We start from the raw sequence: 24451 nt of genomic DNA, 5'->3' as shown, positions 1-24451 counted from the left end.
GAGAACATGAGCAATTTTTATTTCCAGAGCCAGTATCAGGCCAAACTTAGCGACCTGTCCGCTCGACTGCGTGAGCTGGATTCGACACTGGATCTCGCGAACGGTGTTATTTCCGCAGATAACCGCTGGTTCACCGGGCATGAGAGAAAAATAGTGACGTGTGAGCTTCACGGCGATTTCAACCAGACGATTTTATCTCAAGAATTGCGTGGTCGCATTCACACGTTGGAATCTCGGTGCCCTGCCTGTGTTTGCGACGAAATTGAGTCAGTCAAAAACGAGCAAAAGCAGCTAACAGTTGACCGCCTGATGGGCGATGCGGGAATTACTCCCCGTTTCCAGCATTGCGAATTCAACAACTATGAAGTCGTTAACAAGGCGGCCAACACCAATTTGCAGGCCTGTCAGAGCTATGCGAAATCATTCCCTGAGCTTTCCAAAAAGGGAACCGGGCTGATCCTGATTGGCAAATGCGGCACCGGTAAAAACCATCTCGCAGTTGCTTTGGCAAAGGAAGTTATCCGCCTGCATCAGCAGTCAGTTCGCCTGACCGACGTTATGCGTATTATCCGCGCCGTGAAAAGCACATGGGGTAAGAACGCCGAACACACCGAGACTGAAGTTATTGATTATTACGCTTCGCTCGGGTTGCTGATTATCGATGAGGTAGGGGTGCAGTACGGGTCAGATGCGGAAAAAATCATTCTCTTCCAGATCATCAATGACCGGTATGAAAACATGCTGCCAACAATCCTGATTAGCAATCTGACGATGGCCCAGCTTTCTGAGTCAATCGGCGAGCGTCTGACTGACCGAATGAGCGAGGGCGGTGGTTCCGTGCTGGCATTCAACTGGGATAGTTATCGCCAATCCGGAGCAAAAGCATGACCCACGAGGAAGCAGAACAAGCGGTGATCGGCGGGCTGCTGTTGCGCCCGCTAGACGCAGTGGTGTTTGAGGTATTCGGGTTACTGTCTGCTGACGCTTTCAGCATCAGACAATATCGCGAAATCTATCTAGAAATTAAACGCCAGTCTCTTGATGGAAAGAACACCGATCCCTTCCTTGTAGCCGATGCGTTGGGGGAGGGGTATGAAGCACTTACCGTAGCAGCTACAGGTTTGTCATGGTCAGCTCCGAGCCTTAAAAATTATGCGGAGATGGTAAAGCGGAATCATTTTCTGCGTGGCGCTGAGGGCATGATGTGCAGCGCCTTAGAAGGCTTTAATGCCGCTCGTAACGCCGACGAAAAAATAGCAGCAATCAAGCAGCTTCATGACGACATTCAGCGACTTAGTTTCAACGATGGGGTCCGTGCTCCGGTTCATATTGACGAGTTACTCGCAGGGATGGCTGAAAAGCTTGATTCCCGCATGCAGGGACTTGAGGAAAGCAGGACCATTCTCACCGGCATTGAGGAACTTGACCAGCTGACAGGTGGCTTTGATTTAACAGACCTCATCCTGCTGGCCGCACGACCATCGATGGGAAAAACAGAGTTTGCGTTGAATCTCATCGACAAAATTACCGAGCAGGGCAGCGGCGCTTTATTCTTCAGCATGGAGATGTCAGGCGCACAAATTGCAGAACGTCAGGTTGCTGGGGCTGGTGGCTTTTCCACCTCAAAACTGAAATCCCCAACATCACTTTGTGATGAAGACTGGGCTCGTATAGGGATGGGGATCAAGAGCATGACTGGGCGGCCTATCTGGATTGATGACGCTAGCACGCTCAACGTAAACCAAATTGCTGAGGCTGCGGAGCGACATGCGCAAGAACACCCCGAGCTGGCTATCGTTTTTGTTGATTACCTTGGCCTAATTGAGCTGTCTGGCAACCAGAGGCACGACATTGCAGTGGGAGAGGTTTCTCGCGGACTTAAAGCATTGGCGAAACGTATCAGACGTCCGGTGGTTGCACTCAGCCAGCTTTCGCGCGGTGTAGAGCAGCGCACTAACAAACGCCCAGTCAATGCTGATCTCAAGGATTCAGGAAGCATTGAGGCAGATGCAGACTTAATCATGATGCTTTACCGAGATGAGGTTTATGACGAAAGCAGCCCAGCCAGAGGGCTTGCCGAAATAAACGTGACAAAAAACCGAAACGGGCCGCTGGGTACGGTGTATCGCCAGTTCAAATATGGGCATTTCCTGCCTATTGACCAAGCTGAAGCGGCTAACCGTTGCCGACAGCAGCCAGAAGTCCCATCGCGCCGCTATTCAAAGCACTAATTTAGGGGAACCTGATGAAACTCGAAAACGCACTGAAGCAGTTCAACCCTAAAAGCCAGATGATCACCAACGTCCCGTCAGCGACATCGTCTGATTCGTTAAGTGGCCCTGACCTTGCCGCCTGTTTGGGTATGGCTGAGTCTCAGGCATCTTTTGGCATGGCTGCTTTCCTCGGGAAGAACGGGATCAGCAAAGAGGATGGCCAACGTACTATTGAGCGCCTTGCAGCCTACGCGATGCAGAACGCCGGTAAGCACGTTGGTAAAGCAGCTGGACGACGTATGGCGCACTGCATGATTATCCTCGCTAAGATGGCTTATGCGGAATACTGCCAGTCCGCAGCAAGTACCAGCTCCTGCACTGATTGCGCTGGCACTGGTTTTCACGCAACTGAGCGCGAGGTGGTTAAATATGCCGGTTACATTGGCGCTGATGGAGAAGTGAAAATCCCCGAGGTGACAGAAATCCAGTCAGTGAAAGATTTGTGTCAGACCTGCAACGGGAAGGGAAGCATCTCGCACCGTTGCCGTTGCAATGGTACTGGCCGAGTGCGGGACCTTGAGAAGTCCAACCGTTTCGGGGTTCCAGTTGATAAGACCTGCGACCGCTGCACGGGGATAGGATTTAAACGCACACCGGGCACAATGGCCTACAAAGCGATTGTGGCGCTACTGCCTGAACTGCACGAGAGAACATGGAACCGCAACTGGAAACCGCTCTATGAGTTGCTGGTGGTTAAATGTGACAAGGAAGAGAACCACGCTGACGCAGTGTTTCAGAAAATCACCAGAAGATAGGGTGATCGGGGATCTTATTAGGCAATTCGAATATAAGTGTTGCATTTTGTCCGAACTTGGCGTAATTTCTCTAAATCATGGGCGTTTCTGTAGATGACCCACGTGAAAACACATAAGACCTCGGCAATCGCCGGGGTTTTTATATTTCTAAGGCTGCCTTCGGGTGGCCTTTTTTATTTCCCGATGACTACGCACCCAACCGGATACCCGGAGGGGGAGACTATGAAAATGGACCAAGGCTCAGGAAACATCGTCACGCAGTTCTTTGCGTGGTTCGCTGCGCTTGCGGCCGCCTGCGGATTCACCACTCAAGACATGATTTACATGTTGTTTGGACTAATCGGCGTGATTATTTCCTTGGCGTCGTATGTCAGTGGTCGTCTGGACGCTCGAAAGGCGAGAAAAGAAAACGAGAAACGCACCAAAATCGTCAGTGACTATCTGGACGAAGCCCGAACAAAACCCGCTCATGAGAAACCAGCTGCTGCGAAGGTTATCAGCGAGGCGCTTTCTAAAGCGGAAGTGTGATATGGCGAACCTGAAGACAAAACTCAGCGCGGCCATGTTGGCTTTAATTGCTGCTGGCGCTTCTGCTCCCGTCATGATGGAGCAGTTTCAGGACGAAAAAGAAGGTACAAGCCTGATTGCATACGCCGACCAAGGCGGTATTTGGACAATCTGTGGTGGTGTGACTCGAGTCTATGGGCAGCCAGTATTAAAGGGGCTGAGATTAACCAGAGCACAATGCGACATTATCGACAAAGCCGAACAGGCCAAAGCGCTGGCGTGGGTTGATAAAAATGTACGAGTTCCCCTTACTGAGCCGCAAAAAGTTGGAATCGCTTCATTTTGCCCATGGAATATTGGCCCCGGTAAATGCTTCACATCGACGTTCTACAAAAAACTCAATGCCGGTGACCGGCGCGGTGCATGCGCTGAGATCAAACGCTGGATTTTCGACGGCGGCAAAGATTGCCGGATTCGTTCGAATAATTGCTTTGGACAGGTAGAACGCCGCGATCAGGAAAGTGAATTGGCTTGCTGGGGGCTTGATGAATAGCAATGTTTCGATTGTTGTGGCCTTCGCCGCAGGCATAGCGCTGACGTGGTGGATTGAGGGCATGCGCTGGGATAAAGACGTTTCCAGCCTGAAAGAGTCCCACGCCCTTGCACTGAAGAAGATCAGCGATAAAGCCTTCGCAGATTTGGTCGCCGCCAACCAGCGCACCACTGAAGCGCAGGCCGCCGCAGCTGAATTAGATAAGAAGCATACCGAGGAATTAGCCAATGAACTGGCAAAAAATGAAGCTCTGCGCGCTGACGTTGCCGCTGGCACTCGCCGCGTGCAAATCGCCTCCGCCAACCTTGCAACCTGTCAGCTCACCCGGGGCAACAATACCGGAGGCAGCCGCGTGGGCGATGCAGTACAAGTCGAACTCTCTGACGCTGGTGGACGGGCTGTTCTCGATCTCCGAGCCAGCACCATCAAAGACGACCAAGTGATTAAGTACCTTCAGGGCTACATCACCAAGGTGGTGAAGCAGTGCAGGGTAGGCATTACAGCAGGCATTCACTGAGTGCCTGTGATAATGTCGAATTGTGGTGTAAGCACATACCTAGTGCGGCGATCTAGTATCGGGTTTGCCGGTTAGATTCCGGTGGCGCTGGCGTTAATCGACCAAGGTTGCGGGTTCGAGTCCCGACGGTTAATGCTGCTGGAGATGGATACCAGCCACCACATCCTAAATGTTAAGCATGTAAGGGGCTTCTATGGAAACTGACAAGCAGGAAACCATGCCAGTTATGATTGATGGCTCGCTAGTTCAGGTCCCGTTCCACTATGAAAAGAATACTGGCGGCAAGATGGTCAAAGTCCCTGAGCTAGTTGGGGAATTCGTGGACATTAAAAGGCTGGACTCAACGATGCCCGAATATGTTACGGCCTCTCGATGATCGGAGATTGTCAGCAATAATCAGGTGCGCGAGATGTGGGCTAAGCCCATCCGGACGAAGCGTGACACTGCTATAAGCGGAGGGGTGGCGCAGATGGCCAACACCTCTTTGCTCAAGGGTTCGAATCCCTTCCTGATTACCACATAAAACAATAGACCGCCGCTGGGCGGTTTTTTTATGGGAGCAAATATGCAGGTCACTATTGACGGTGTTGCGTATGCGCCTACGTACAATTCGGGTTCCCGTATTGGCATTGCCATCACTACGCACAACCGGCCAGCTGTGTTGCCTAAGACGATTGAGCAACACCTAAAGCACCTTCCACTTGGTGCGAAGATAATCATCATCGATGACGGGTCAAACCCACTAGCAGCCGCGCCGGAGAGCTTCGAGATAATCAGGCACGAGAAATCACTCGGCATTGTGGCTTCGAAGAACCGTAGCCTTGAGGCGCTGATTGACGCGGGTTGTGAGCACCTTTTCCTATGGGATGATGACGCTTATCCGATCAGCGATAACTGGCACGTCCCATACGTTGAATCACAAGAGCCTCACTTGGCTTACCAATTCCTTGATCTGGCTGGCCCCAACAAACTGAGAGACTTGGGCGTGCTGTTCCGAGATGGCAGCCATATCGCCTACACCGGCCAGCGCGGCGTGATGCTCTATTACCATCGCAGTGCTATCGAAAAGGTTGGAGGCTTCGACCAAGTTTATGGCCGCGGCATGTACGAGCATCCGGATCTGGCTTTGCGCATTCATAACGCCGGGCTGTCTACTTGGGCTTTCGCTGACGTGGTTGGGTCAGAGCTGCTTATTCACTCTCTTGATGAGCACGAGCAGGTGACACGCTCATTGCCACGCCCAGACCGCGAGGCGCTGGTAAAGAACAATGTTGGCATCTTCAACGCCCGGCGGGAGTCTGGCTATACAGGTTATGCCCCCTACCGCAGAGAGCAGAACGCGGTGATCACCTCCCTGCTAACCAGCCAATCAGACCCACAGCGCAGTACGAAAATGCACTGTTCCCCGGCGACCATTCAGGCGTGGGCCAGCTCAATAGCTGGTGGACGCGCGATAGTGCTGGCTGATGAGTTGAAAGAAGCGCCCGCCGGCGCAGAGCTACACCAAGTGGCGGTAACAGCGATGAGCCCTTACTTAGCGCGCTGGCAGCACATCTATCAGTTCCTTCGAGATCACCCTGAGTTACGTTTCGTTTGGTGTACCGATGGCACTGACGTTGAGATGCTGCATGAGCCATGGGCTGAAATGGTGCCCGGCAAAATCTACGTGGGTTCAGAGCACAAGACCTATGACGACGAGTGGATGCATGCCAAGCATCACGGCAGAGCCTACACCGACTTCATACAGCAGCATCTGAATGAGCCAATGCTAAACGCTGGGCTGGTCGGCGGCATGCGCGCTGACGTGATGGAGTTTGCGCACCGCATCATCCGCCTGCATTACCGCATTGAGAGCCAGCGCTTTTGGAAGCAGGAAACCGCACCTGAAACGCTGGTGGACATGGGCGCTTTCGGTATAGCCGCTAAATCGTTTGGTGACCGCATTGTGACGGGGCCAAGGGTCAACACAATCTTTAAGTCGGATGGCATCGGTAAGGGGTGCGCGTGGTGGAAGCACAAGTAAAATTCGTGGTGGTTGGGCATCATGCCCGGCGAGCGCAAGCTGATCGTCTTGCCAGCCTGCTCGGCGGTCACGTGCTAATGGATGAAGAGGGCAATGGCGCTAACTGGAACCACTGGCGCGCTATCGAATGGGCCAGCCAACAGGATTGCCGAGTGGTGATACTCGAGGATGACGCGGTGCCAATGCCCGGCTTCAAGGAGTCAGTGCGCCAATGGCTAAGCCGCTTCCCTAATGACTTAATCAGTTTCTATCTTGGCACCGGCCGCCCGCCGCAGTACCAGCAGCATATCGCCGCAGAGTTGATACAGGCGGATAAGCTGAGGGCAGACTTCATCACAATGAACCGGCTGATCCACGGCGTGTGCTACAGCCCGCCGCAGTGCGGCATTGCGAAGATACTCAAGGAGTGGAACCGCACCAAGGCAGCAGACTATGCAGTCGGTGATGCGCTGGGACGCCGGGTCATCTATCCATGTTACTCACTGGTGGATCATGCCGACGGTGAGACAGTCGAGCTTCACCATGACAATGAGCCACGCAAAGAACGTCGCCGCGCATGGCGGTTGGCTTTGCCCATGAGCTGAGGTAGGAAATGGAAAAGAAAGAGCCTCGAGTTTATGGCAGCCGGTGGAACAAGGCGCGCTTGTCATTCCTCAGAGATAACCCGCTATGCATTATGTGCCAAGAGCAGCATCGAATAGTGGCCGCGTCAGTCGTTGACCACATCGAACCCCACAAGCTCACTGACGCCATTAAGTCAGGTAATCAGCAGGAAATCGCGAAGGCACAGAAGCTGTTCTGGGATAAGAAGAACTGGCAACCACTGTGTAAGCCGCACCACGACTCAACCAAGCAGCGAATGGAAAAAGGCGGTGTTGTCATCGGCTGTGATGCTAATGGCTATCCTCTCGACCCAAACTCGCACTGGAGTAAGTAATGACGCAAGACCAACAAACCATACTGATGTTTAAAGGACTCATCGCATCACTGCCAGAGCAACAGCAGGTGAAGGTGAAAGAAGCCGAGAAGAAGATCCGCGAGATATTGCGCGACTATCCAGAGGGAGAGGCCACCGTGGCCTTCGGGCTGATTGGAGCCGAGCTTCAAACCGATGGAATGGAAATGATTTCCAAGTGAAATGATTGCATTTGCAATGATATTGATTCTCATCTAGGGCAGGGGGAGGGGTAAATCTTCAAAGGCTTTGCTCCTAAAGACCGCTGCCAAAGTTTTATTTTAACGCTAACCCGATTTTTTCAGTTTTAAAGGTGTTGACATATGGCAGAAAAAAGAACCCGTTCCGACAGTTCGTCGGCGGCAATTCAAGCCATGCAAAATGCAACAGTGGACACCATCCAACCGCCAGTGCATGCGGGTTTGGAGAAAAAAGCCGAACCATTTTGGCATGACAATATCAGATCAAAAGCTCTGGACAGTTGGACGCCGGCTGACCTGCTGGCCGCCGCCGAACTCGCCAATAATCAGCTTTATATTACCGTTTTACGCAAAGATTTACGCAAAGAAGAGCGGGTGCGCGGCGAAGACCGTGACGAAGGACTTATCAAGGACTACCGCAAGCAGATCGTCGAATTGCAGCGAACCATTCTGGCCCAGCGCCGTGATTTACAAATTCACTCTCACGCCACCAACGGCGAGAGCCGAGACCAAAAGAATCGAAATCAGAATGACCGGGCGGCGCGGAACACCAAATCGCACCACGGCGAAGAAGAAGACAATCTGATTGCTTTCCCTAAACACGGATAACAAATTATGACGCGAGGTGAGCGTGTTATAGCGTTCATTGAGCGCTTTTGCTTGGTGCCAGAAGGAAAGCTTATTGGTCAGCCAATGAGATTGGACCCGTTTCAAAAGCGATTCATTCTGGCTATTTATGACAACCCTGTCGGTACCGACATGGCGATCCTGAGCATCGCCCGTAAGAATGGCAAAACAGGCCTCATCGCAGGAATTCTTCTTGCCCACTTAGTGGGACCTGAGGCTGTCCAAAACTCACAGATCGTTAGTGGTGCTCTTAGCCGGGAACAGGCTTCCATAGTTTTCAACCTCGCCGTAAAGATGGTTAATCTCAGCGCTGCCCTGCAGGACCTCGTACATATCACGCCGAGCGGCAAGAAACTGATTGGCCTACCGTGCAACGTCGAATACAAGGCGCTTTCTGCAGAGGGCAAAACCACGCATGGCCTGTCTCCAATTCTGGCAATTCTTGACGAAACGGGTCAGGTGCGTGGTTCACAGGATGATTTCATTGATGCGATCACTACCGCGCAGGGCGCACATGAAAATCCGCTGCTGATAGTCATCAGCACGCAGGCGGCGAATGACGCAGACCTGTTGAGTATCTGGATTGATGATGCCGTAAAGTCGAAAGACCAGCACATTGTCTGTCACGTTTACGAGGCCCCGAAAGATGCAGATATTAGCCTGCGGGAAACGTGGTTAGCTGCCAATCCTGCACTGGGCACCTTCAGGTCTGAAAAGGACATGGCGAGGCAGGCTGAAAAAGCAGGAAGGATGCCGAGCTTTGAGAACACCTACCGAAACCTCAATCTTAATCAGCGAGTGTCTACCGTTTCACCGTTTATTTCCCGCAGCATCTGGGAACTGTGTGGCGGCGTGCCCATTAACTCGCCAAGGAAATGGTATGCCGGTCTTGACCTATCAGCACGCAACGACTTGACCGCTCTGGTCATTGCTGGCGAGGCGAAAGATGGCATGTGGGATATTTTCCCCTTCTTCTGGACACCAGAAAAAACGCTGGTTGAGCGTGCGAAAACAGACCGTGCGCCTTATGACGTATGGGCTAAGCAAGGCCTACTAAGGACGACGCCCGGCGCGTCCGTAGATTACGCATTCGTGGTAAATGACATCGCAGAAATCATCAGTGATTTTGACATTACCTCCCTCGCATTTGACCGGTGGCGTATAGAGCAATTCAGGAAAGACGCTGACGCAATTGGATTGGCGCTGCCTCTGGTCGAATTCGGTCAAGGCTTCAAAGATATGGGGCCAGCAGTAGATACCCTCGAGTCGCTCATGCTCAACGGGCGAGTGAGGCACGGAATGCATCCCGTTTTAACGATGTGTGCCGTTAATGCCGTTGTTGTGAAAGATGCTGCCGGAAATCGCAAGCTCGATAAATCGAAAGCTACAGGCCGAATCGACGGCATGGTCGCACTCACGATGTCGGTGGGCGCGGCAAATGGGGAAGTCACTGAGAAAGGCGGTGACTTTGACGACTTCATATTTAAACCACTGAGCATGTAATGGAAGAACCTAAATACAGCATCGACCTCCGAACAAATAAAAGCTGGTGGGCTCGGGCGGCATCATGGTTTGTCGGTGGTCGCCTAGTGACGCCAGAAAATGGCTCACAAACCGGCCCTGTCTCAGCCAGTGGGCATCTTGGCGATTCAAACATTACCGATGAGAGAATTCTTCAGATCTCCACGGTGTGGCGCTGCGTTAGCCTTATCTCGACCTTAACGTCAACCTTACCACTCGATGTTTTTGAAACTGATAAAAACAATAACCGAAGCAAAGTCGGCATTATCGATAGTCCTCTTGCAAGACTATTACAGTACTCACCAAACCAGTACATGACCGCTCAGGATTTCCGAGAAGCCATGACGATGCAGTTATGTTTTTACGGCAACGCTTATGCCCTGATAGAGCGCAATCGGTCTGGCGACGTCATTAGCCTGCTTCCTCTTATGTCCGCAAATATGGACGTGCGAATGGAAAGTAAAAGGCTGGTTTATCGATATCAGCGCGATAGTGAGTATGCCAACTTTCAGCAAAGTGAAATCTTCCATCTGAAGGGGTTTGGGTTCAATGGACTTGTCGGACTTTCACCCATTGCACATGCCTGTAAATCAGCGGGTGTTGCCGTGGCGATGGAAGACCAGCAGCGTGATTTCTTTGCGAACGGGGCAAAGTCTCCGCAAATTCTTTCAACGGGCGAAAAGGTACTCACAGAACAGCAACGAACGCAGGTCGAGGGGAATTTCAAAGAGATTGCCGGTGGTCCGGTAAGAAAACGCCTATGGATACTGGAAGCAGGATTCAGCACCTCGGCCATCGGCGTCACCCCGCAAGATGCAGAAATGATGGCCTCAAGAAAGTTTCAGGTTAGCGAACTTGCTCGATTTTTTGGCGTTCCGCCTCATCTCGTTGGAGATGTTGAGAAATCAACCAGCTGGGGATCGGGGATCGAACAGCAGAACCTCGGTTTCCTGCAATACACGCTTCAGCCTTATATCTCCCGCTGGGAAAACTGCATACAGCGCTGGTTACTTAAGCCTGATCAGGTCGGTGTTTTACATGCAGAACACAACCTTGATGGCCTTCTGCGTGGTGACTCGGCTTCTCGGGCAGCGTATATGAAATCGATGGGTGAATCTGGCCTGCGTACCATAAACGAAATGCGCCGCATCGATAACCAACCTCCTTTACCGGGCGGCGATGTCGCCTTCCGGCAGGCGCAGTACGTGCCAATCACTCAACTGGGCAACAACAACGAGACTCGCGAAAGCGGGTCTTAGTTTTTATGGGGGCCATGATGCCAGAAATTAATAAAACGCTTTCCTTTGACCAGACCGAAATCAAATTCACAGGTGATGGTAAGCAGGGGATCTTCGAAGGTTACGCCTCTGTCTTTAACAATACCGATTCTGATGGCGACATCATTCTCCCCGGCGCTTTTAAGAACGCGCTAGCCAACCAAACTCGCAAAGTGGCTATGTTTTTCAACCACAAGACATGGGACTTACCTGTCGGTAAGTGGGACACGCTGGAAGAAGACAGCAAAGGGCTTTTGGTTCGCGGGCAACTGACGCCGGGACATAGCGGGGCGTCGGATTTGAAGGCTGCCATGCAACACGGCACCGTCGAAGGTATGTCGGTCGGCTTCTCTGTCTCCAAAGACGATTACTCAATGGGGACGTCCGGCCGAATCTTCAAAAACGTGGCTGCACTGCGCGAGATCAGTGTGTGCACCTTCCCAGCTAATGAATTGGCCGGGGTATCTGCAATGAAGAGCGCTGAAGGAATCGAAACTATTCGCGACGTTGAGAACTGGCTGAGGGATTCAGTCGGATTATCGAAGTCGCAGGCAGTGGGCATGATTGCCCGGTTTAAGTCAGCAATTCGGAGTGAGTCCGATGGCGACCAAGACAAATCAGAAATCGCAGCTCTACTCGAGAGCATCCAATCTTTCCCTCGTAAATTAGGAATCAAATAATGTCCGAATTAGCCAATATTCAGAAAGCCATCGAAGACTCACAGCACAACATGCAGCAGCTTTTCGATGCACAGAAAAAAGAAATCGAAAGCACGGGTCAGGTTTCCAAGCAGCTTCAGGATGACCTGATGAAAGTTCAGGAAGAGCTGAAGAAATCTGGCGCGCGTCTTTTCGATATTGAACAGAAATTCGCAACGGGTGCGGAAAATCCAGAAGAGAAAAAATCATTCTCTGAACGCGCCGCCGAAGAGCTCACTAAGTCATGGAACGGCAGCAAAGGTAGTTTCGATGCCAAGACATTCAATAAGTCTCTGGGCAGTGATGCTGCCTCAGCTGGTTCGCTGATCCAGCCATTGCAGGTGCCGGGCATCGTCATGCCAGGCCTGCGTCGCCTGACCATTCGCGATCTGCTGGCTCAAGGTCGCATATCCAGCAACTCTCTGGAATATGTGCGTGAAGAAGTATTCACGAACAACGCGGCCACTGTTGCTGAAAAGGCATTGAAACCTGAGTCAGATATTACTTTCAGCAAGCAGACGGCAAACGTAAAAACCGTGGCTCACTGGATTCAAGCTTCTCGTCAGGTTATGGACGATGCGCCTATGCTTCAGTCCTACGTGAACAACCGCCTGATGTATGGTCTGGCCCTGAAGGAAGAGGGGCAATTGTTGAACGGCGACGGCACCGGCGACGATCTGGAAGGCATTAACCACGTTGCAACTGCTTATGATTCCACTCTGAACGCCACTGGTGATACCCGCGCCGACCTGATTGCACATGCAATTTATCAGGTAACAGAATCTGAATTCAGCGCGTCAGGCATCATCTTGAACCCGCGTGACTGGCACGGTATTGCGCTGCTAAAAGATAACGAAGGCCGCTATATCTTTGGCGGGCCTCAGGCATTCACCAGCAACGTAATGTGGGGGCTTCCGGTTGTTTCAACCCAAGCACAGGCACAGGGTACGTTCACCGTCGGTGGTTTCGATATGGCTTCTCAGGTTTGGGACCGTATGGATGCAAGTATCGAGGTTAGCCGCGAAGACCGCGATAACTTCGTGAAAAACATGCTGACCATTCTGTGTGAAGAACGTCTGGCGCTGGCGCACTACCGTCCAAAGGCGCTCATCAAGGGCACCTTCGAATCTGGTTCTTGATAGACGGAGCGGGGCGGGGAAACCCGCCCTGATTGCTGATGGCTATTGCTGTTACTGACGTTGTGCCCATTGAAGAACTACGCCAGCACATCGAGTTTGATGGTGATGACCGAGACGCGCTGATCACCCGTTATGCGCAAAGCGCGCTGGATTATTGTCTGCGCTGGTGCGACGAACCCGCGTGGAAAGTTGCCAATGACATTCCTTCACCGGTTATCACCGCCATGCTCCTGATATTTGGCGATCTGTTTGAACACAGGACAAGCCAGACTGAGGTGCAACTTTACGTTAACCGCGCTGCTGAGAGTCTCATGTGGACCTGCCGAAACTGGGCAAATAGCACTTCAGTAGAGGAGACATCCTGATGGAACCCGGACGATTCAGGCATCGTTTAACGCTACAAAACTTCAGGACAATAAAATCGCCGTCCGGGCAGCCGCAAAAAGAGTGGTTCGACGTGGCCACTAAAATTCCGGCCGAATGTAAGGCGATAAGTTCACGTGAAATCATGTCATCTGGCGCTGAAAAAGCGGAGGCCACCATCAGAGTTTGGATGCGGTACCGCGCCGATATCACGGCATCATCCAGACTGGTCTGTGAGACGGGGCCTTTTAAGGGGATGACGTTAGAGGTTACCGGCATACCTTTGCCTGATGCCAAAATGTCGCGCCTCGAAATGCTTTGCAAGCAGGGGGTGAAGTCGTGATTGATACGAAACTGGATTTTTCAGACCTGCTGGATATTTCAGAAGACCTTAACGCGTTGAGTAAAGCGGAGAATCGAAAGGTCATGCGCAATGCGACGCGGGCGGCGGCGACCATTTTCAAAGATGAAGCGGTAAAGCGCGCGCCAGAGCGCACCGGCAAGCTGAAGAAGAATATTGTTGTCATGACCCAGCGTGACCGTAATGGTGATATCTCTTCGGGCGTGCATGTTCGGGGTACCAACCCAAGGACTGGCAACAGTGACAATAAAATGAAAACCAACGACCGCCGGAATGCTTTCTACTGGCGTTTTGTTGAGCTGGGCACGTCCAACATGCCCGGGATACCCTTTATCCGCCCAGCCTATGACGCGCGTCAGGAAGATGCCACGAATGCCGCCTTTGCGACGGCGAACCGGGCCATTGATGAGGCGCTATCAAAATGACTGAGGCCGACGTTCATGGACTTATCGGGCATCTTGCCGCCGGGCAGGTTTACCCGTACGTCGCTCCGCTCAATGCCGCCGGCGAGCCGGATATTTCCGCGCCGTGGGTGGTTTTTAGCATTATAAGCGAGAACTTTGGTGACACGTTCTGCGGCCCAGCCGAGGAAACTGACTCACTACAAGTTGATGTCTACGCCACCACAATCGACGAAGCCCGCGCTCTTCGTGAGCAGGTGCAGCTTGCGCTGTCCCCTCTGAATTTTACTCAACTTAATCGAACAAACGGATATGAGCCGGAAACGGGGCTCTACCGCGCCATGCTGGAAGTTCAGAACCAGCAGTAACTGAAAACCTCACCAATGGCCGCCAAAGTGCGGCTTTTTTTATGTCTGGAGATCACATGACAAGTAAATACGAAGTCACGAAGGGTATGACGGTTGCCGTCACCGACGCACCGGTATCGGCAGCAGATTTTTTGGCTCCGGGCTTTCCGGGCGCTGGGGTCAAATGGCTTGAGGCAGCCTGTGCGACCAAGGAAATCACGTTCACCGGCGGCCAGAAAGGCGACATCGACGTCACCACGCTGTGCTCTACCGAGCAGGAGCAGACCAACGGACTTGCCGCGCCGGCAGAGATGAGCATCACCCGCAACTGGGTAGGCGATGAAGAGGCCCAAGAGGCTCTCCAGACCGCCTATGAAAACGACGAACTCCGCGTGCTGCGTGTCTTGTTCCCATCGGGTAACGGTTTTTATGTTCTGGTCGAAGTTCGCCAGAGCTCATGGTCAGCAGCAACGTCTTCGGTTGTGGCCGCCACTTACTCACTGCGCGTTCGCGGCAAACCTCAGCGTATCCGCCAGGCGACCTCTTAAGCGGCAATTACCGCTTTTTTCCTTTCCTTCGACTTAACCAACCAAGAGAAATTAAGCATGACTAAAAAGGCTTTAACCGTTTCATTGCGCGATCTGGCGCTGGCCCCGTCCGGTGCATATCGCACCAAGGAAACAACGGTTCCAGAGTGGGATGGCGCCAAGGTAATTCTGCGGGAACCATCGGGGCAGGCGTGGACGGATTTCCAAGCCCTTCTTAATCCTGAGCTGCCAGAAGGTGACGAACCGAAAAAATTAACACCGGCAGAAACCTTTATTCGAAACCGCGCCGCTGACGTGATCCTTTTCATTGACGTATTGCTTGATGAAGAAGGTCAGCCAGTATTTTCAGCAGAAGATCAGGACGAAGTCGCTCTGATTTACGGTCCGGTTCACGTTCGACTATTGCAGCAGGCTCTTGCCTTAGGCGTGAGTCAGGAAGTTGCTGAAAAAAAGTAAAAGAGCCGCTGACTTTCTTTCTTTTCTCTTTGGCGCTCCGTCTGGGGCGCACCGTTCACGAACTTCGGCAAACCCTCACCGCAAGCGAAATGAAAATGTGGATCGCCTATGACCGGCTCAGCCCTATTGGTGACTGGCGCGGTGACGTGCAGGCTGCGCAGATGGCAACGGCCGCAATCAATGCGCAGGGTGGGAAACTCGGTCTTAACGACGTGTTGCTTAAATGGGGCCATTCGTCTGAAGAAAACGAAATCAGCGAGCTTGAAGAATGGATCTCTGGGTTGTAACTAGGCCTGCCATTTATCTTTTTCGTGCGGTAACCTATGGTGGATTAATCAATTCATAGGGAAGCCAAAATGTTTAAATATGCATTAATAATCTTTATCGCTATGTTCTTATCTGCGTGTAAACCTAGTGATGATGACATGATTAAATTTGGCGAGTCTTTAGTTAGAGAGACGCTGAAAGACCCAGAAAGCGCTAAATTTAATTCTTTTTATCGTCAATTTGGTGATGGCGTTGGATATGTCTGCGGTGTCGTTAATGCAAAGAACTCATATGGCGGCTATGTAGGAAATAGAAATTATTATGTTCACCTAACTGTCAAAAACGGCAAAGTTATTGATAGTAGTCCCGTCAAGATAATTGACGATAAGGATGATAAAGGTGAAAGCAATTTCAAAAGCATATGCCAGTGAATAACTAAAGCCCCAGTGGGGCTTTTTTTGTGGGCAAATTATGGCAACCCTGCGTGAACTAATCATCAAAATATCTGCCAACTCCAGTTCTTTTCAGTCTGAAATTTCCCGTGCATCTCGCATGGGGGCGGATTACTACAAAACGATGGAGCAGGGCGGTAAAAAGGCCGCCGCGGCGACTCGTGAGACTCAGCGTGCGATCAGTGAACTAAGTTCAGAACTTGCTTCTGTAAAATCTTCTGCTTCCGGGCTAGCGGGGGCTTTTGCTGGGGCCTTTGCCACTCATCAGCTTATTGAATTCGCTGATACGTGGAATCAGCTAAGTGGCAGGCTTCGATTGGCCTCGACATCCTCTGATGATTTCTCTGCATCCCAGCGCGTGTTGATGGATATTAGTCAGCGTACCGGCACCTCCCTTCAAGCTAACAGCAATCTTTATGCTCGTATTGCTCAGTCAATGCGCTCCGCCGGTTTTGCGTCCGCTGATGTGGCAAAAGTCACCGAGACAGTAGCGACGTCCCTTAAGCTGTCAGGGGCCAGCACTGAAGAGGCTAGCTCTGTTATTACACAGTTGAGTCAGGCATTGGCCTCCGGCGTTCTGCGTGGTGAAGAATTTAACTCCATCATGGAAAATGGTGGGCGACTTGTTAAGTTGCTGGCCGACGGATTGGGTACCACCGTTGGTGGCTTGAGAAACATGGCTAATAACGGCCAGCTAACCACCGATAAAATCGTCCCTTTGCTGACCAACGTGCAGATCCTGCGCGATGAATTTGACACGATGCCAGCCTCAATCAGTGGCTCTGCACAGAAGGTTGAAAACGCCTTTTTAGCATGGGTTGGTGGTACAAATAGTGCAGTGGGAGCCTCTTCAACCCTTTCAGGTGCTCTTGACTGGCTAGCCAAAAATATTGATACGGTAGCCAACGCATCTGGCCTGCTAGTTGGAGTTGGGTTAGCAAGATATTTCGGCAATATGGTTGGTAATATCGCTCAATCTACTCGTGCAGTCATTGAGAATAAAGTTGCTGAGGTTGAGCTCGCTCAAGCGCAGCTGCGTGGAACGCAGGTTAGCGTGGCCGCAGGTAGGCAGGCTGTTTATCGTGCTCAGCAAGCTAAAGCTGCCGCCACCTCCATTGGGGCTCAAATTGTTGCTGAAAGAAATCTTATGGCTGCACAGGCATCTCTTGATAAAGCTATATCCGGTAGAAATGCAGCTGCTAGTAACCTTACAGCAATAACATCAACGATGACTCGCTTGGGGGGGAGCGTCTTAGGAATACTGGGAGGTTGGCCCGGGGTCATTATCGGCGCTGGCGCTGCAATGTACGGACTTTACCAACATACCCAGCAAGTGCATAAAGAGGCTGTGGGCTTCGCCAATAATCTCGAAGAGATAAACAGCAAGCTACAGACAATGACGGTGCTTGGCCTCAAAACAACCGCAGGTGATGCGCGCTCATCTTTGGCGGCGCAGAAAAGTGACCTTGCCGACCTTGATACGCAGATAGCCAAGGTTAAAGACAGTCTCAAGGGACTGGATCAAATCCAAAAGGACTACAACGCCCACCCGACGACAACGTGGCTTAACACCTTTATGGATCAGGCGGATATCACCGCCAAGAACATAGATCTTACGGATAAGCTTAACAAACTGGAATATCAGCGCGAGGATGCGGCGGCCAAGGTGGAGCGCACCCAAAAACTGGTCAATGATGCCAGCGATCTTGCCACAAAAAAGGCAGTTGAGCAGGCGGGCGCGGTGTCAATCCTGAAAGGCGCTTATGATCTTTTGAACCACTCGATGTCGGCGACTGCCGGCGCAACACCGCCACAGTATACTGGTCCGGTAGTATCCACAGCCAAAGCAACACCCCAACAAATTACAGCACTAGAAAAGGCGCGGCGAGAAAACGAACTGGCGAGCCTTTCTGGCCTTCAAAAACTTCATCAGCAGTACGTTTATGAAGCCCAAGACTTGGGGCTAACAGGCGCGCTATATACCACCTATATCTTCAACAAAGATCAGGCAGCCAAGAAAGATGCCGCAGGCGCTGAGGCGAAGAAAGCGAGCACGGCGGCGACAAGAGACCAGAACAAATCTGAACGGGAAGCGGCGACCATTGCAGAGCAGTATGCCCGCAAGATGGCCGACCTTACCGTCGAGATCGAAGTTCAGAAAGTAAGGGCGACCGAGGGAGAGAAAGCGGCCGAGCTTTATGCCGCGTCACATCAGGCCGGTACCAAGTGGACCGATGAGCAGCGCAAGGCTATTCGCGCTTCCTCTGAAGAGTTGGCGAAGTGGAACCAGAAAGCTGATGAGACGGTGAGAAAGCAGCGTGAGCAGGCCGACGCGTTGAAGCAGTTAACGGAAGCGGCCCGTAAATTCAGAGATGAAGGGGCTCTTGCTACAGAAACTGGCAGCATGAGTGACCGTCAGCGCCAGAAATTCGATGAAACGCAGCAGATAGACCGCTTGTTTGATAAGGCTGGTGGACAGGGTAATTCACAGGCTATCGCCGCGCGCATTGCTGCTCTTGATGAGCTAGATAAAAAATATAAAGCAATTGCGATAGCAGAGAGTGACTGGCGGGCCGGGGCACAAAAAGGCCTAGAGAACTGGATGGACAACGCATCGAACTATGCGGATCAGACTGCCAATCTCGTTTCTAACACGATGAGCGGCTTTGTGGATACGCTTTCCGGTGCGCTGAGTGGCAACAAGGCAAGCTGGGAGGACTGGTCAAAATCAGTTCTTCAGTCCATGCAGAAAATCATTCTCAATGCGATGCTGCTTAACAGTATGAAATCACTAGGCGGGTCTGGCTTCCTCGGCTTTATGGGTTTTGGCGGTGCAGCCTCCGGCGGAGCATCAGCTGCTGGCGGTGCTGCCGCAGGAACTGGCGCAATGGGCCTTTCAACCAGCTTCCAAGGCTACGATGAGGGAGGGTATACAGGCGACGGAGGGAAATACGAGCCCAAAGGCGTGGTGCACGGCGGGGAGTTTGTATTCACCAAAGAGGCTACGCAAAAAATAGGCGTAGAAAATCTGTCAGCACTAATGAGAAACGCTCGAGGCTATGCGGGCGGGGGCTACGTCGGTAATAACCCAACGTCGATGCCTTTGACGCGCGGAACTAATTCCTATAACGGCGGAAATACGGTTGGTGACTCGTCTTATGGCGCCGCTGGAAATGGGGCACCTGTTATTCATCAGACTTTCCACGTTTCCGGAAACGGTGACGCAGCACTGAGGCAAGCAATGCAGGACGCGGCGCGTCAGGGGGCGCAGGACGGAGCTAAACAGGCCCGTCAGGAAATGCTTCAGGACTTCCAGACTAGAGGGCAAGGCCGCCGCCTGCTTGGCGTTTAACAGGAGAGAACTATGGCTGTGCTCGAATGGCCGCATGACGTATGCCCGGCCTCATTAACTTGGAGACCGGAGAGTAACAGTAAGACTTTTCGGTCGCCCTTCAACGGTGCTTCACAAACCGTTCGCTTCCCCGGCACCCGCTGGCTATGTTCCCTGACCTTTACCAACCTGAACGATGACAAGTCACGTCGCATTGATGCGCTGGTGGCGGCGCTGGATGGTGAGTATGGTCGGGTAAAAATCCGAGACTGGGGGCGTTCCGGGCGAAAACCCGCAGGCGCACCGGTTGTTTCAGATGCTAATCAGTCAGGCGTGTCACTGGGTACCAAGGGCTGGACGCCGGGGGTAGTCGTTTTGCGCACCGGGGATTACTTCACCGTGAACGATGAGCTGAAGATGGTCACCGCCGATGCCAGCAGTAACAGCAGCGGCGTGGCTATCATCCAGTTTGCGCCGATGTTGCGCAGCTCGCCACCGGCGAACACGCCGATCGAAGTCTCCGCCCCCTACGGTATTTTCAAGCTGAAGGATAACAGTCAGGGAACGGGAAACCGGATACCGGGCATATTCACCAGCTACACCATCGATTTCGAAGAGGCTTTTTGATGATAGTCGCGCCATTTACCGATGACATGATCACTTGGCTTTCCCGCGACCGGGTCACTGCCGTTCTAGCATCAAAAATTGAGTTTGAATCAGGTACCGTTTATATCCATTCGGGTACTGGCCCAATGGTTCTTAACGGTTTTGTGTTTACCGGTCTCGGCAAGATGGGCAGCGTGGATGATGTGGGCGAAACCAGCTCGACGAGCCCCACGCAGCTGAAGATGACGCTGTCCGGGCTGGATATGTCGCTGTTTGCAACAACGCTGAATGAGCGCTGTGTTGGGCGGCCGGCAGAGCTTTATCTTGTCGCTCTGGATGATTCAGGCGTGCCGCAGGTCGCAGATCTGCTGTTTAAAGGAAAAGTGACCAGCACCTCAGCCAGCGCCGGTGCTACCAATGCGTTGCAGTACACTATAAGCAATGTTTTTGAAGACTGGCAGCGCCCTTTCCCGGATCGCTTCACGGATGAATCGCATCAGGCTGCACAACCTGGCGACCGTATCTTTCGCTACGTTGCCCAAATGTCCGAACGCTCTATTTTCTGGGGAAGCAAGAAAGACGCTCCGCCGTTTACTTATTCATAGGGGATCGCATGAAGCATCCTGACTGGCAAAGAAGACTGATAGACGTGATTAAGGCCGCTGAAAAGCGGCCTTTTTTATGGGGCGAGAATGACTGCTGCCTGTTTGCCGCTGACTGCGCACAGGCAATGTGTGGCGAGGATTTCGCTTCTGATTTGCGTGGTACTTACAGCACTGCCGTTGGAGCAAAGCGCGTGCTGCTGAATGCGGGCGGTTCGATTGAGAAGGTGCTGGCACAGCATCTTGACGAAGTGCCGGTGAGCCTGCGCCAGCGCGGGGACATTGCCGTAGTGATTAGCGGTGGCAGCCGCTGTGCTGGCGTGGTGTTTGGCGGCGCTGTTTTTGTTCCGGGAGAATCCGGGCTGGTTAAATTGTCGGGCAAGCCCGAGAGCATCTGGAGGGTTCGTTAATGCCTGCTGCTATTCCTATCATTGCGACAGTGGCCGCTGGCGCCGCGGCTTCTTATCAGGCTTACGGCATTGCCATGGCGATCACCATTGCCGCTCAGGTTGCAACGCAGGCGCTGACCAAGAAACCTTCCCTTGACGGGTACCGTGATAACGCCGAGCGCAAGCAGGTTCTGCGCGCCGCCGCCAGCGCCAAGACGGTCGTGTACGGGCAAACCATGACTGCCGGCACGCTCTTTTTCTCAGAAGAGCAGCCGGGCGATCAGACCGACGGCGAGATGCTTCACCTAGCGATCACGCTGGCTGGCCATCCACTTTCCAGTGTAGGAAAGATTTATCTGGGTGACGATGAGATAGCCACCTTTGGCGATTTCGCCCAGTTCGAGGTCCACATTGACCGGCAGACTGCGGATCCCTACCTGCTGGCTAATGCTCCATCATGGAAGGCCGACATGATTGGCAAGGGCATCAGCTGGTTGCGACTCACGCTGAAATACAGCGCTGAGAAGTTTCCATCAGGCATTCCAAATGTGCGTGTCGAAAAGTTTGGGCGTCCGGTCTACGACCCGCGCACCGGGAAAACCGGTTATTCGAACAATGCCGCGCTCTGCATTCTGGACTATTACCGCAACTACCTGAAAGTGCCTGACAGCGATATCTTCTGGGATCAATTTCAGGAGGCGGCCAATATATCGGATGAGATGGTCACACGCGCTGATGGCGCAAACGAGAAGCGCTACACCATCAACGGCGAGTTTGACCTGAGCGAAAACAAAGCCAGCATCCTCGAGTCTATGCTTGGAGCATGCGCAGGAGAGCCAACATATACCGCCGGAAAGCATGGGATTCTGGTGGGGGCGTATTACGGACCAGCCAGCCTTATTATTACCGAAAGTCAGTTGGCCGGTGACATAGAAATCATGCCCGAAGTTTCGCAGTCCGAGCGAGTCAACACTATTAAAGGGACATTTGTAGATCCGCTACAGTTTTACTCCGAAACAGATTTCCCAGCAGTTTCAGTCAGAGAATGGGTAACTGAAGATGGGGTGGAAATCTCGCAGGATATGAAGCTCCGCTTTGTGACTTCCGAATTTCTTGGGCAGCGTCTGGCCGATATCAAGCTGAAGCGTACCCGCATATCGCGCACCATGAACGTAGTACTAAACCTGAGTGGCTACCGTTACCGGCCCGGCATGTACGTGAAAGTGAATTTCCCGACGCTCGGCATGAATAATATCGAAATGCGCGTCACTGACTGGAAGTTTGGCGTGCAGAATGGCGTGCAACTGACGCTTAAACAGGAAACCTCCGATGTCTGGGGGGATGCTATTGGCAAACCGATTGAGCGGCCGCCATTCACTCAGTTACCGCCGGGCGGGGTGGCTCAGCCACAGAACCTACGTTACACGGTCGAGGAAATTGGGCAGGTTGTACAGGGCGTGCTGTCTTGGCAGAACATCGGGCAAGTTTCTTACAACAACGTCATCATCCGCCGCGCCGGGGTTCCTGTACTTTCTGTTCAGGTGCCCGGCACATTCACGCGCCTGACTGGCCTGCTCCGCGATAGCTATACGGCGCACGTAATTGCCGTTAATCAGATGGGGGCGCAGTCTCCAGAAGGCTTTCTGGCGTTCAATATCGAGGCACCGCCACCGCCGTCGTCCGTCAGCGTTGAGCAGGGCTATTTTGCTATCACGCTGAAGCCGAAAATGGCGGAGCTCACCAGCGTTTCCACGCAGTTCGATTTCTGGACCTCGGGCGAGATAAGGCTTGCCAATACCAACACGGCAACGGTAGAGGCTGGCGCTACTCGCGCCGGTATGGGGACGACGTGGACTAGCAACGGTTTGAAGGTCGATCACACCTATTACTGGTATGTGCGAACAATCAATGCATTCGGTTCCTCTGCATTCGTTGAGGTTGTCGCGCTTTGCAGTACCGACACAGCCAGCCTGATTGATCAGATTTCCCACGAAATCGAAGGGTCGGAAACGTTCGCAAACCTGAGCAAGGGGATTGATACCAATACAGACGCCATCATTGAAAACGCCATTGCAAACGATGCGGACGTGCAGCGCCGCCGGGTAGTTGATGGGCAGAATGCAGCTGAATTTCTCAGTATCACGACGCTGATTGCGAATAATGATTCCGCATATGCTCAGAAGTTCGATCAGCTAACGGCAATTTCAGGCCAGAACTCTGCTGCTGTTCAGCAGGTTTCCAGTGCTTACGCGGATTTAAACGGGAAGTTATCAGCGCAGTGGGGCGCTAAAGTGCAGGTCGACAGCAACGGAAATAAGTATGTCGCTGGCATACAGCTTGGCGTCGAAGGCAATGGCGGGGCCGTACAGAGCTACTTCCTCGTCAGTGCCAATACCATGGGGTTCTATAATCCCGGCAATGGCGAAATGAAGCTGGCCATGGCGATTAAGAACGGACAGATGTTCATCAATGAGGCGCTGATTGATTATGCCTCTATCACTCTGGCAAAGCTCGGCAGCTGGTATTCAGCCAATTATGTTCCCGGCATGAGCGGCACCATTATGCGTGCTGATGGTTCGTTTGAGTTTAATGGCTATGCTCCCGGGCAGGGGAGAGTAACCCTTGATTCAAGAGGGCTCCGTGTATATGACGCGGCAGGAAATGTGAAGGTAAAAGTTGGGGACTTGAGATAATGACATTTGGAATAGAAATATCTGGCATGAAGTCTTACAACATGGATGATGCCAGACCTCTTACATTCCTAGGGACTTTATCAATTGGCGCTGATATGGGGAATATAAACTCATCGAGTGGTAATTATTCATCTTTATGTCCCGCTGGCTCCCAATTGGTTTGCATACCTGATAATGCAATCGCGATTATCGGTTCTTCAGTATCACCAGCCATGCAGTTTAAATCTCTTGATATTGGAATAGATAATAGCGCTAGAACAGTTTCAGTAACCCTTGACCTCAGAACCAATCTGCAAAGCCCGGTATTTCGAAGCAGCGCAGCTGACAGGCCCAAATCAGTAAACGTCTATTGCGTATACCCGCCAGTGGTTAACCTTGGCGGGTTTGGCTTTGAAGTATCTCAGGGGGGCTCTTTTCCCTACGTGGTCGATAGCTCCAGAGGAATGTTTTTGACGTATACCTATAACGGTATATTCAATGGAAACCTGCAACTGCCTATCAGCACACCGTCAAACGTATTTTGTTATTGGGACCATCCCGAGGTTGCAATTTATTTTGAAGAGTCAACGAAAACAATAAGAGGTTACTCC

At 52.2% G+C, this 24451-nt stretch carries 29 protein-coding genes and 1 pseudogene; all 30 read left to right on the top strand.

The window, feature by feature from the left end; genetic code table 11:
- Positions 1 to 6 precede the first annotated feature (6 nt).
- Positions 7 to 888, top strand: a complete 882-nt coding sequence (locus ACT3RT_RS00150; protein ID WP_496202317.1) for an ATP-binding protein — start codon at positions 7 to 9, stop codon at positions 886 to 888.
- Positions 885 to 2231, top strand: a complete 1347-nt coding sequence (locus ACT3RT_RS00145) for a replicative DNA helicase (RefSeq protein WP_496202316.1) — start codon at positions 885 to 887, stop codon at positions 2229 to 2231. Before ACT3RT_RS00150 ends, ACT3RT_RS00145 begins: the two co-directional genes overlap by 4 nt.
- Before the next feature lie 14 nt (positions 2232 to 2245).
- On the top strand, positions 2246 to 3028 hold the full coding sequence (locus ACT3RT_RS00140) for an antitermination protein Q (RefSeq protein WP_496202315.1): 783 nt from the start codon (positions 2246 to 2248) through the stop codon (positions 3026 to 3028).
- A 222-nt stretch (positions 3029 to 3250) separates the two neighbouring features.
- A complete protein-coding gene (locus ACT3RT_RS00135; RefSeq protein ID WP_353502213.1) occupies positions 3251 to 3556 on the top strand; it encodes a hypothetical protein in 306 nt (101 codons plus the stop codon).
- 1 nt (position 3557) lies between these two features.
- A complete protein-coding gene (locus ACT3RT_RS00130) occupies positions 3558 to 4088 on the top strand; it encodes a lysozyme (RefSeq protein WP_496202314.1) in 531 nt (176 codons plus the stop codon).
- Positions 4081 to 4605 carry a lysis protein gene (locus tag ACT3RT_RS00125; protein WP_496202313.1) on the top strand — a complete coding sequence of 175 codons (525 nt, stop codon included), beginning with the start codon at positions 4081 to 4083 and terminating at the stop codon, positions 4603 to 4605. The genes ACT3RT_RS00130 and ACT3RT_RS00125 overlap by 8 nt, the downstream gene beginning before the upstream one ends.
- Positions 4606 to 4798: 193 nt before the next feature.
- The gene (locus ACT3RT_RS00120; protein WP_496202312.1) at positions 4799 to 4981 is read left to right on the top strand and encodes a hypothetical protein; all 183 of its coding nucleotides are present in this window, start codon (positions 4799 to 4801) and stop codon (positions 4979 to 4981) included.
- Positions 4982 to 5170: 189 nt separating this feature from the next.
- Positions 5171 to 6628, top strand: coding sequence for a glycosyltransferase (locus ACT3RT_RS00115; RefSeq protein WP_496202311.1), 1458 nt, complete (start codon positions 5171 to 5173; stop codon positions 6626 to 6628).
- A complete protein-coding gene (locus tag ACT3RT_RS00110) occupies positions 6610 to 7212 on the top strand; it encodes a hypothetical protein (RefSeq protein ID WP_496202310.1) in 603 nt (200 codons plus the stop codon). The genes ACT3RT_RS00115 and ACT3RT_RS00110 overlap by 19 nt, the downstream gene beginning before the upstream one ends.
- Positions 7213 to 7220: 8 nt before the next feature.
- Positions 7221 to 7565 carry an HNH endonuclease signature motif containing protein gene (locus ACT3RT_RS00105; protein ID WP_496202309.1) on the top strand — a complete coding sequence of 115 codons (345 nt, stop codon included), beginning with the start codon at positions 7221 to 7223 and terminating at the stop codon, positions 7563 to 7565.
- Complete coding sequence (locus tag ACT3RT_RS00100) at positions 7565 to 7765, top strand: hypothetical protein (protein ID WP_496202308.1); 201 nt, start codon at positions 7565 to 7567, stop codon at positions 7763 to 7765. Before ACT3RT_RS00105 ends, ACT3RT_RS00100 begins: the two co-directional genes overlap by 1 nt.
- Positions 7766 to 7906: 141 nt before the next feature.
- Positions 7907 to 8392 (top strand): terminase, encoded by a 486-nt coding sequence (locus tag ACT3RT_RS00095; protein ID WP_496202307.1) that lies wholly within the window; start codon positions 7907 to 7909, stop codon positions 8390 to 8392.
- Positions 8393 to 8398: 6 nt separating this feature from the next.
- Positions 8399 to 9913 (top strand): terminase large subunit, encoded by a 1515-nt coding sequence (locus ACT3RT_RS00090; RefSeq protein WP_496202306.1) that lies wholly within the window; start codon positions 8399 to 8401, stop codon positions 9911 to 9913.
- Positions 9913 to 11190, top strand: coding sequence for a phage portal protein (locus tag ACT3RT_RS00085; protein ID WP_496202305.1), 1278 nt, complete (start codon positions 9913 to 9915; stop codon positions 11188 to 11190). Before ACT3RT_RS00090 ends, ACT3RT_RS00085 begins: the two co-directional genes overlap by 1 nt.
- A 17-nt stretch (positions 11191 to 11207) precedes the next feature.
- Entirely contained in the window at positions 11208 to 11888 is a 681-nt protein-coding gene (locus tag ACT3RT_RS00080; protein ID WP_496202591.1) for an HK97 family phage prohead protease, read from the top strand.
- Positions 11888 to 13045 carry a phage major capsid protein gene (locus ACT3RT_RS00075; RefSeq protein ID WP_496202304.1) on the top strand — a complete coding sequence of 386 codons (1158 nt, stop codon included), beginning with the start codon at positions 11888 to 11890 and terminating at the stop codon, positions 13043 to 13045. Before ACT3RT_RS00080 ends, ACT3RT_RS00075 begins: the two co-directional genes overlap by 1 nt.
- Positions 13046 to 13083: 38 nt before the next feature.
- Positions 13084 to 13410 (top strand): head-tail connector protein, encoded by a 327-nt coding sequence (locus ACT3RT_RS00070; protein WP_496202303.1) that lies wholly within the window; start codon positions 13084 to 13086, stop codon positions 13408 to 13410.
- Positions 13410 to 13751 (top strand): phage head closure protein, encoded by a 342-nt coding sequence (locus tag ACT3RT_RS00065; protein ID WP_496202302.1) that lies wholly within the window; start codon positions 13410 to 13412, stop codon positions 13749 to 13751. The genes ACT3RT_RS00070 and ACT3RT_RS00065 overlap by 1 nt, the downstream gene beginning before the upstream one ends.
- Complete coding sequence (locus tag ACT3RT_RS00060; protein WP_496202301.1) at positions 13748 to 14194, top strand: HK97-gp10 family putative phage morphogenesis protein; 447 nt, start codon at positions 13748 to 13750, stop codon at positions 14192 to 14194. Before ACT3RT_RS00065 ends, ACT3RT_RS00060 begins: the two co-directional genes overlap by 4 nt.
- Positions 14191 to 14538 (top strand): tail completion protein gp17, encoded by a 348-nt coding sequence (gp17, locus tag ACT3RT_RS00055; protein WP_496202300.1) that lies wholly within the window; start codon positions 14191 to 14193, stop codon positions 14536 to 14538. The genes ACT3RT_RS00060 and gp17 overlap by 4 nt, the downstream gene beginning before the upstream one ends.
- Before the next feature lie 56 nt (positions 14539 to 14594).
- A complete protein-coding gene (locus tag ACT3RT_RS00050; protein WP_496202299.1) occupies positions 14595 to 15065 on the top strand; it encodes a phage tail tube protein in 471 nt (156 codons plus the stop codon).
- A gap of 57 nt (positions 15066 to 15122) precedes the next feature.
- On the top strand, positions 15123 to 15521 hold the full coding sequence (locus ACT3RT_RS00045; protein ID WP_496202298.1) for a phage tail assembly chaperone: 399 nt from the start codon (positions 15123 to 15125) through the stop codon (positions 15519 to 15521).
- Positions 15522 to 15529: 8 nt separating this feature from the next.
- Positions 15530 to 15808: a phage tail assembly protein T gene (locus ACT3RT_RS00040; RefSeq protein WP_496202590.1), complete on the top strand. Its 279-nt coding sequence runs from the start codon at positions 15530 to 15532 to the stop codon at positions 15806 to 15808.
- 69 nt (positions 15809 to 15877) lie between these two features.
- Positions 15878 to 16219 carry a hypothetical protein gene (locus ACT3RT_RS00035; protein ID WP_496202297.1) on the top strand — a complete coding sequence of 114 codons (342 nt, stop codon included), beginning with the start codon at positions 15878 to 15880 and terminating at the stop codon, positions 16217 to 16219.
- A gap of 40 nt (positions 16220 to 16259) precedes the next feature.
- Positions 16260 to 19592 carry a phage tail tape measure protein gene (locus ACT3RT_RS00030; RefSeq protein WP_496202296.1) on the top strand — a complete coding sequence of 1111 codons (3333 nt, stop codon included), beginning with the start codon at positions 16260 to 16262 and terminating at the stop codon, positions 19590 to 19592.
- 12 nt (positions 19593 to 19604) lie between these two features.
- A complete protein-coding gene (locus ACT3RT_RS00025) occupies positions 19605 to 20198 on the top strand; it encodes a hypothetical protein (RefSeq protein ID WP_441656150.1) in 594 nt (197 codons plus the stop codon).
- Complete coding sequence (locus ACT3RT_RS00020) at positions 20198 to 20782, top strand: hypothetical protein (protein ID WP_496202589.1); 585 nt, start codon at positions 20198 to 20200, stop codon at positions 20780 to 20782. Before ACT3RT_RS00025 ends, ACT3RT_RS00020 begins: the two co-directional genes overlap by 1 nt.
- An 8-nt stretch (positions 20783 to 20790) precedes the next feature.
- Complete coding sequence (locus tag ACT3RT_RS00015) at positions 20791 to 21189, top strand: DUF6950 family protein (RefSeq protein WP_496202295.1); 399 nt, start codon at positions 20791 to 20793, stop codon at positions 21187 to 21189.
- A complete protein-coding gene (locus tag ACT3RT_RS00010; RefSeq protein WP_496202294.1) occupies positions 21189 to 23861 on the top strand; it encodes a phage tail tip fiber protein in 2673 nt (890 codons plus the stop codon). Before ACT3RT_RS00015 ends, ACT3RT_RS00010 begins: the two co-directional genes overlap by 1 nt.
- Positions 23861 to 24451: pseudogene (locus ACT3RT_RS00005) on the top strand (hypothetical protein); the annotation flags it as partial. The gene ACT3RT_RS00010 and the pseudogene ACT3RT_RS00005, both read left to right, overlap by 1 nt.

The organism is Ewingella sp. AOP9-I1-14, assembly GCF_052375995.1.
GTDB classification, from domain to species: domain Bacteria; phylum Pseudomonadota; class Gammaproteobacteria; order Enterobacterales; family Enterobacteriaceae; genus Ewingella; species Ewingella allii.
Note: the sequence above shows the minus strand (reverse complement) of the source record. Positions and strands in the feature narration are given on the sequence as shown.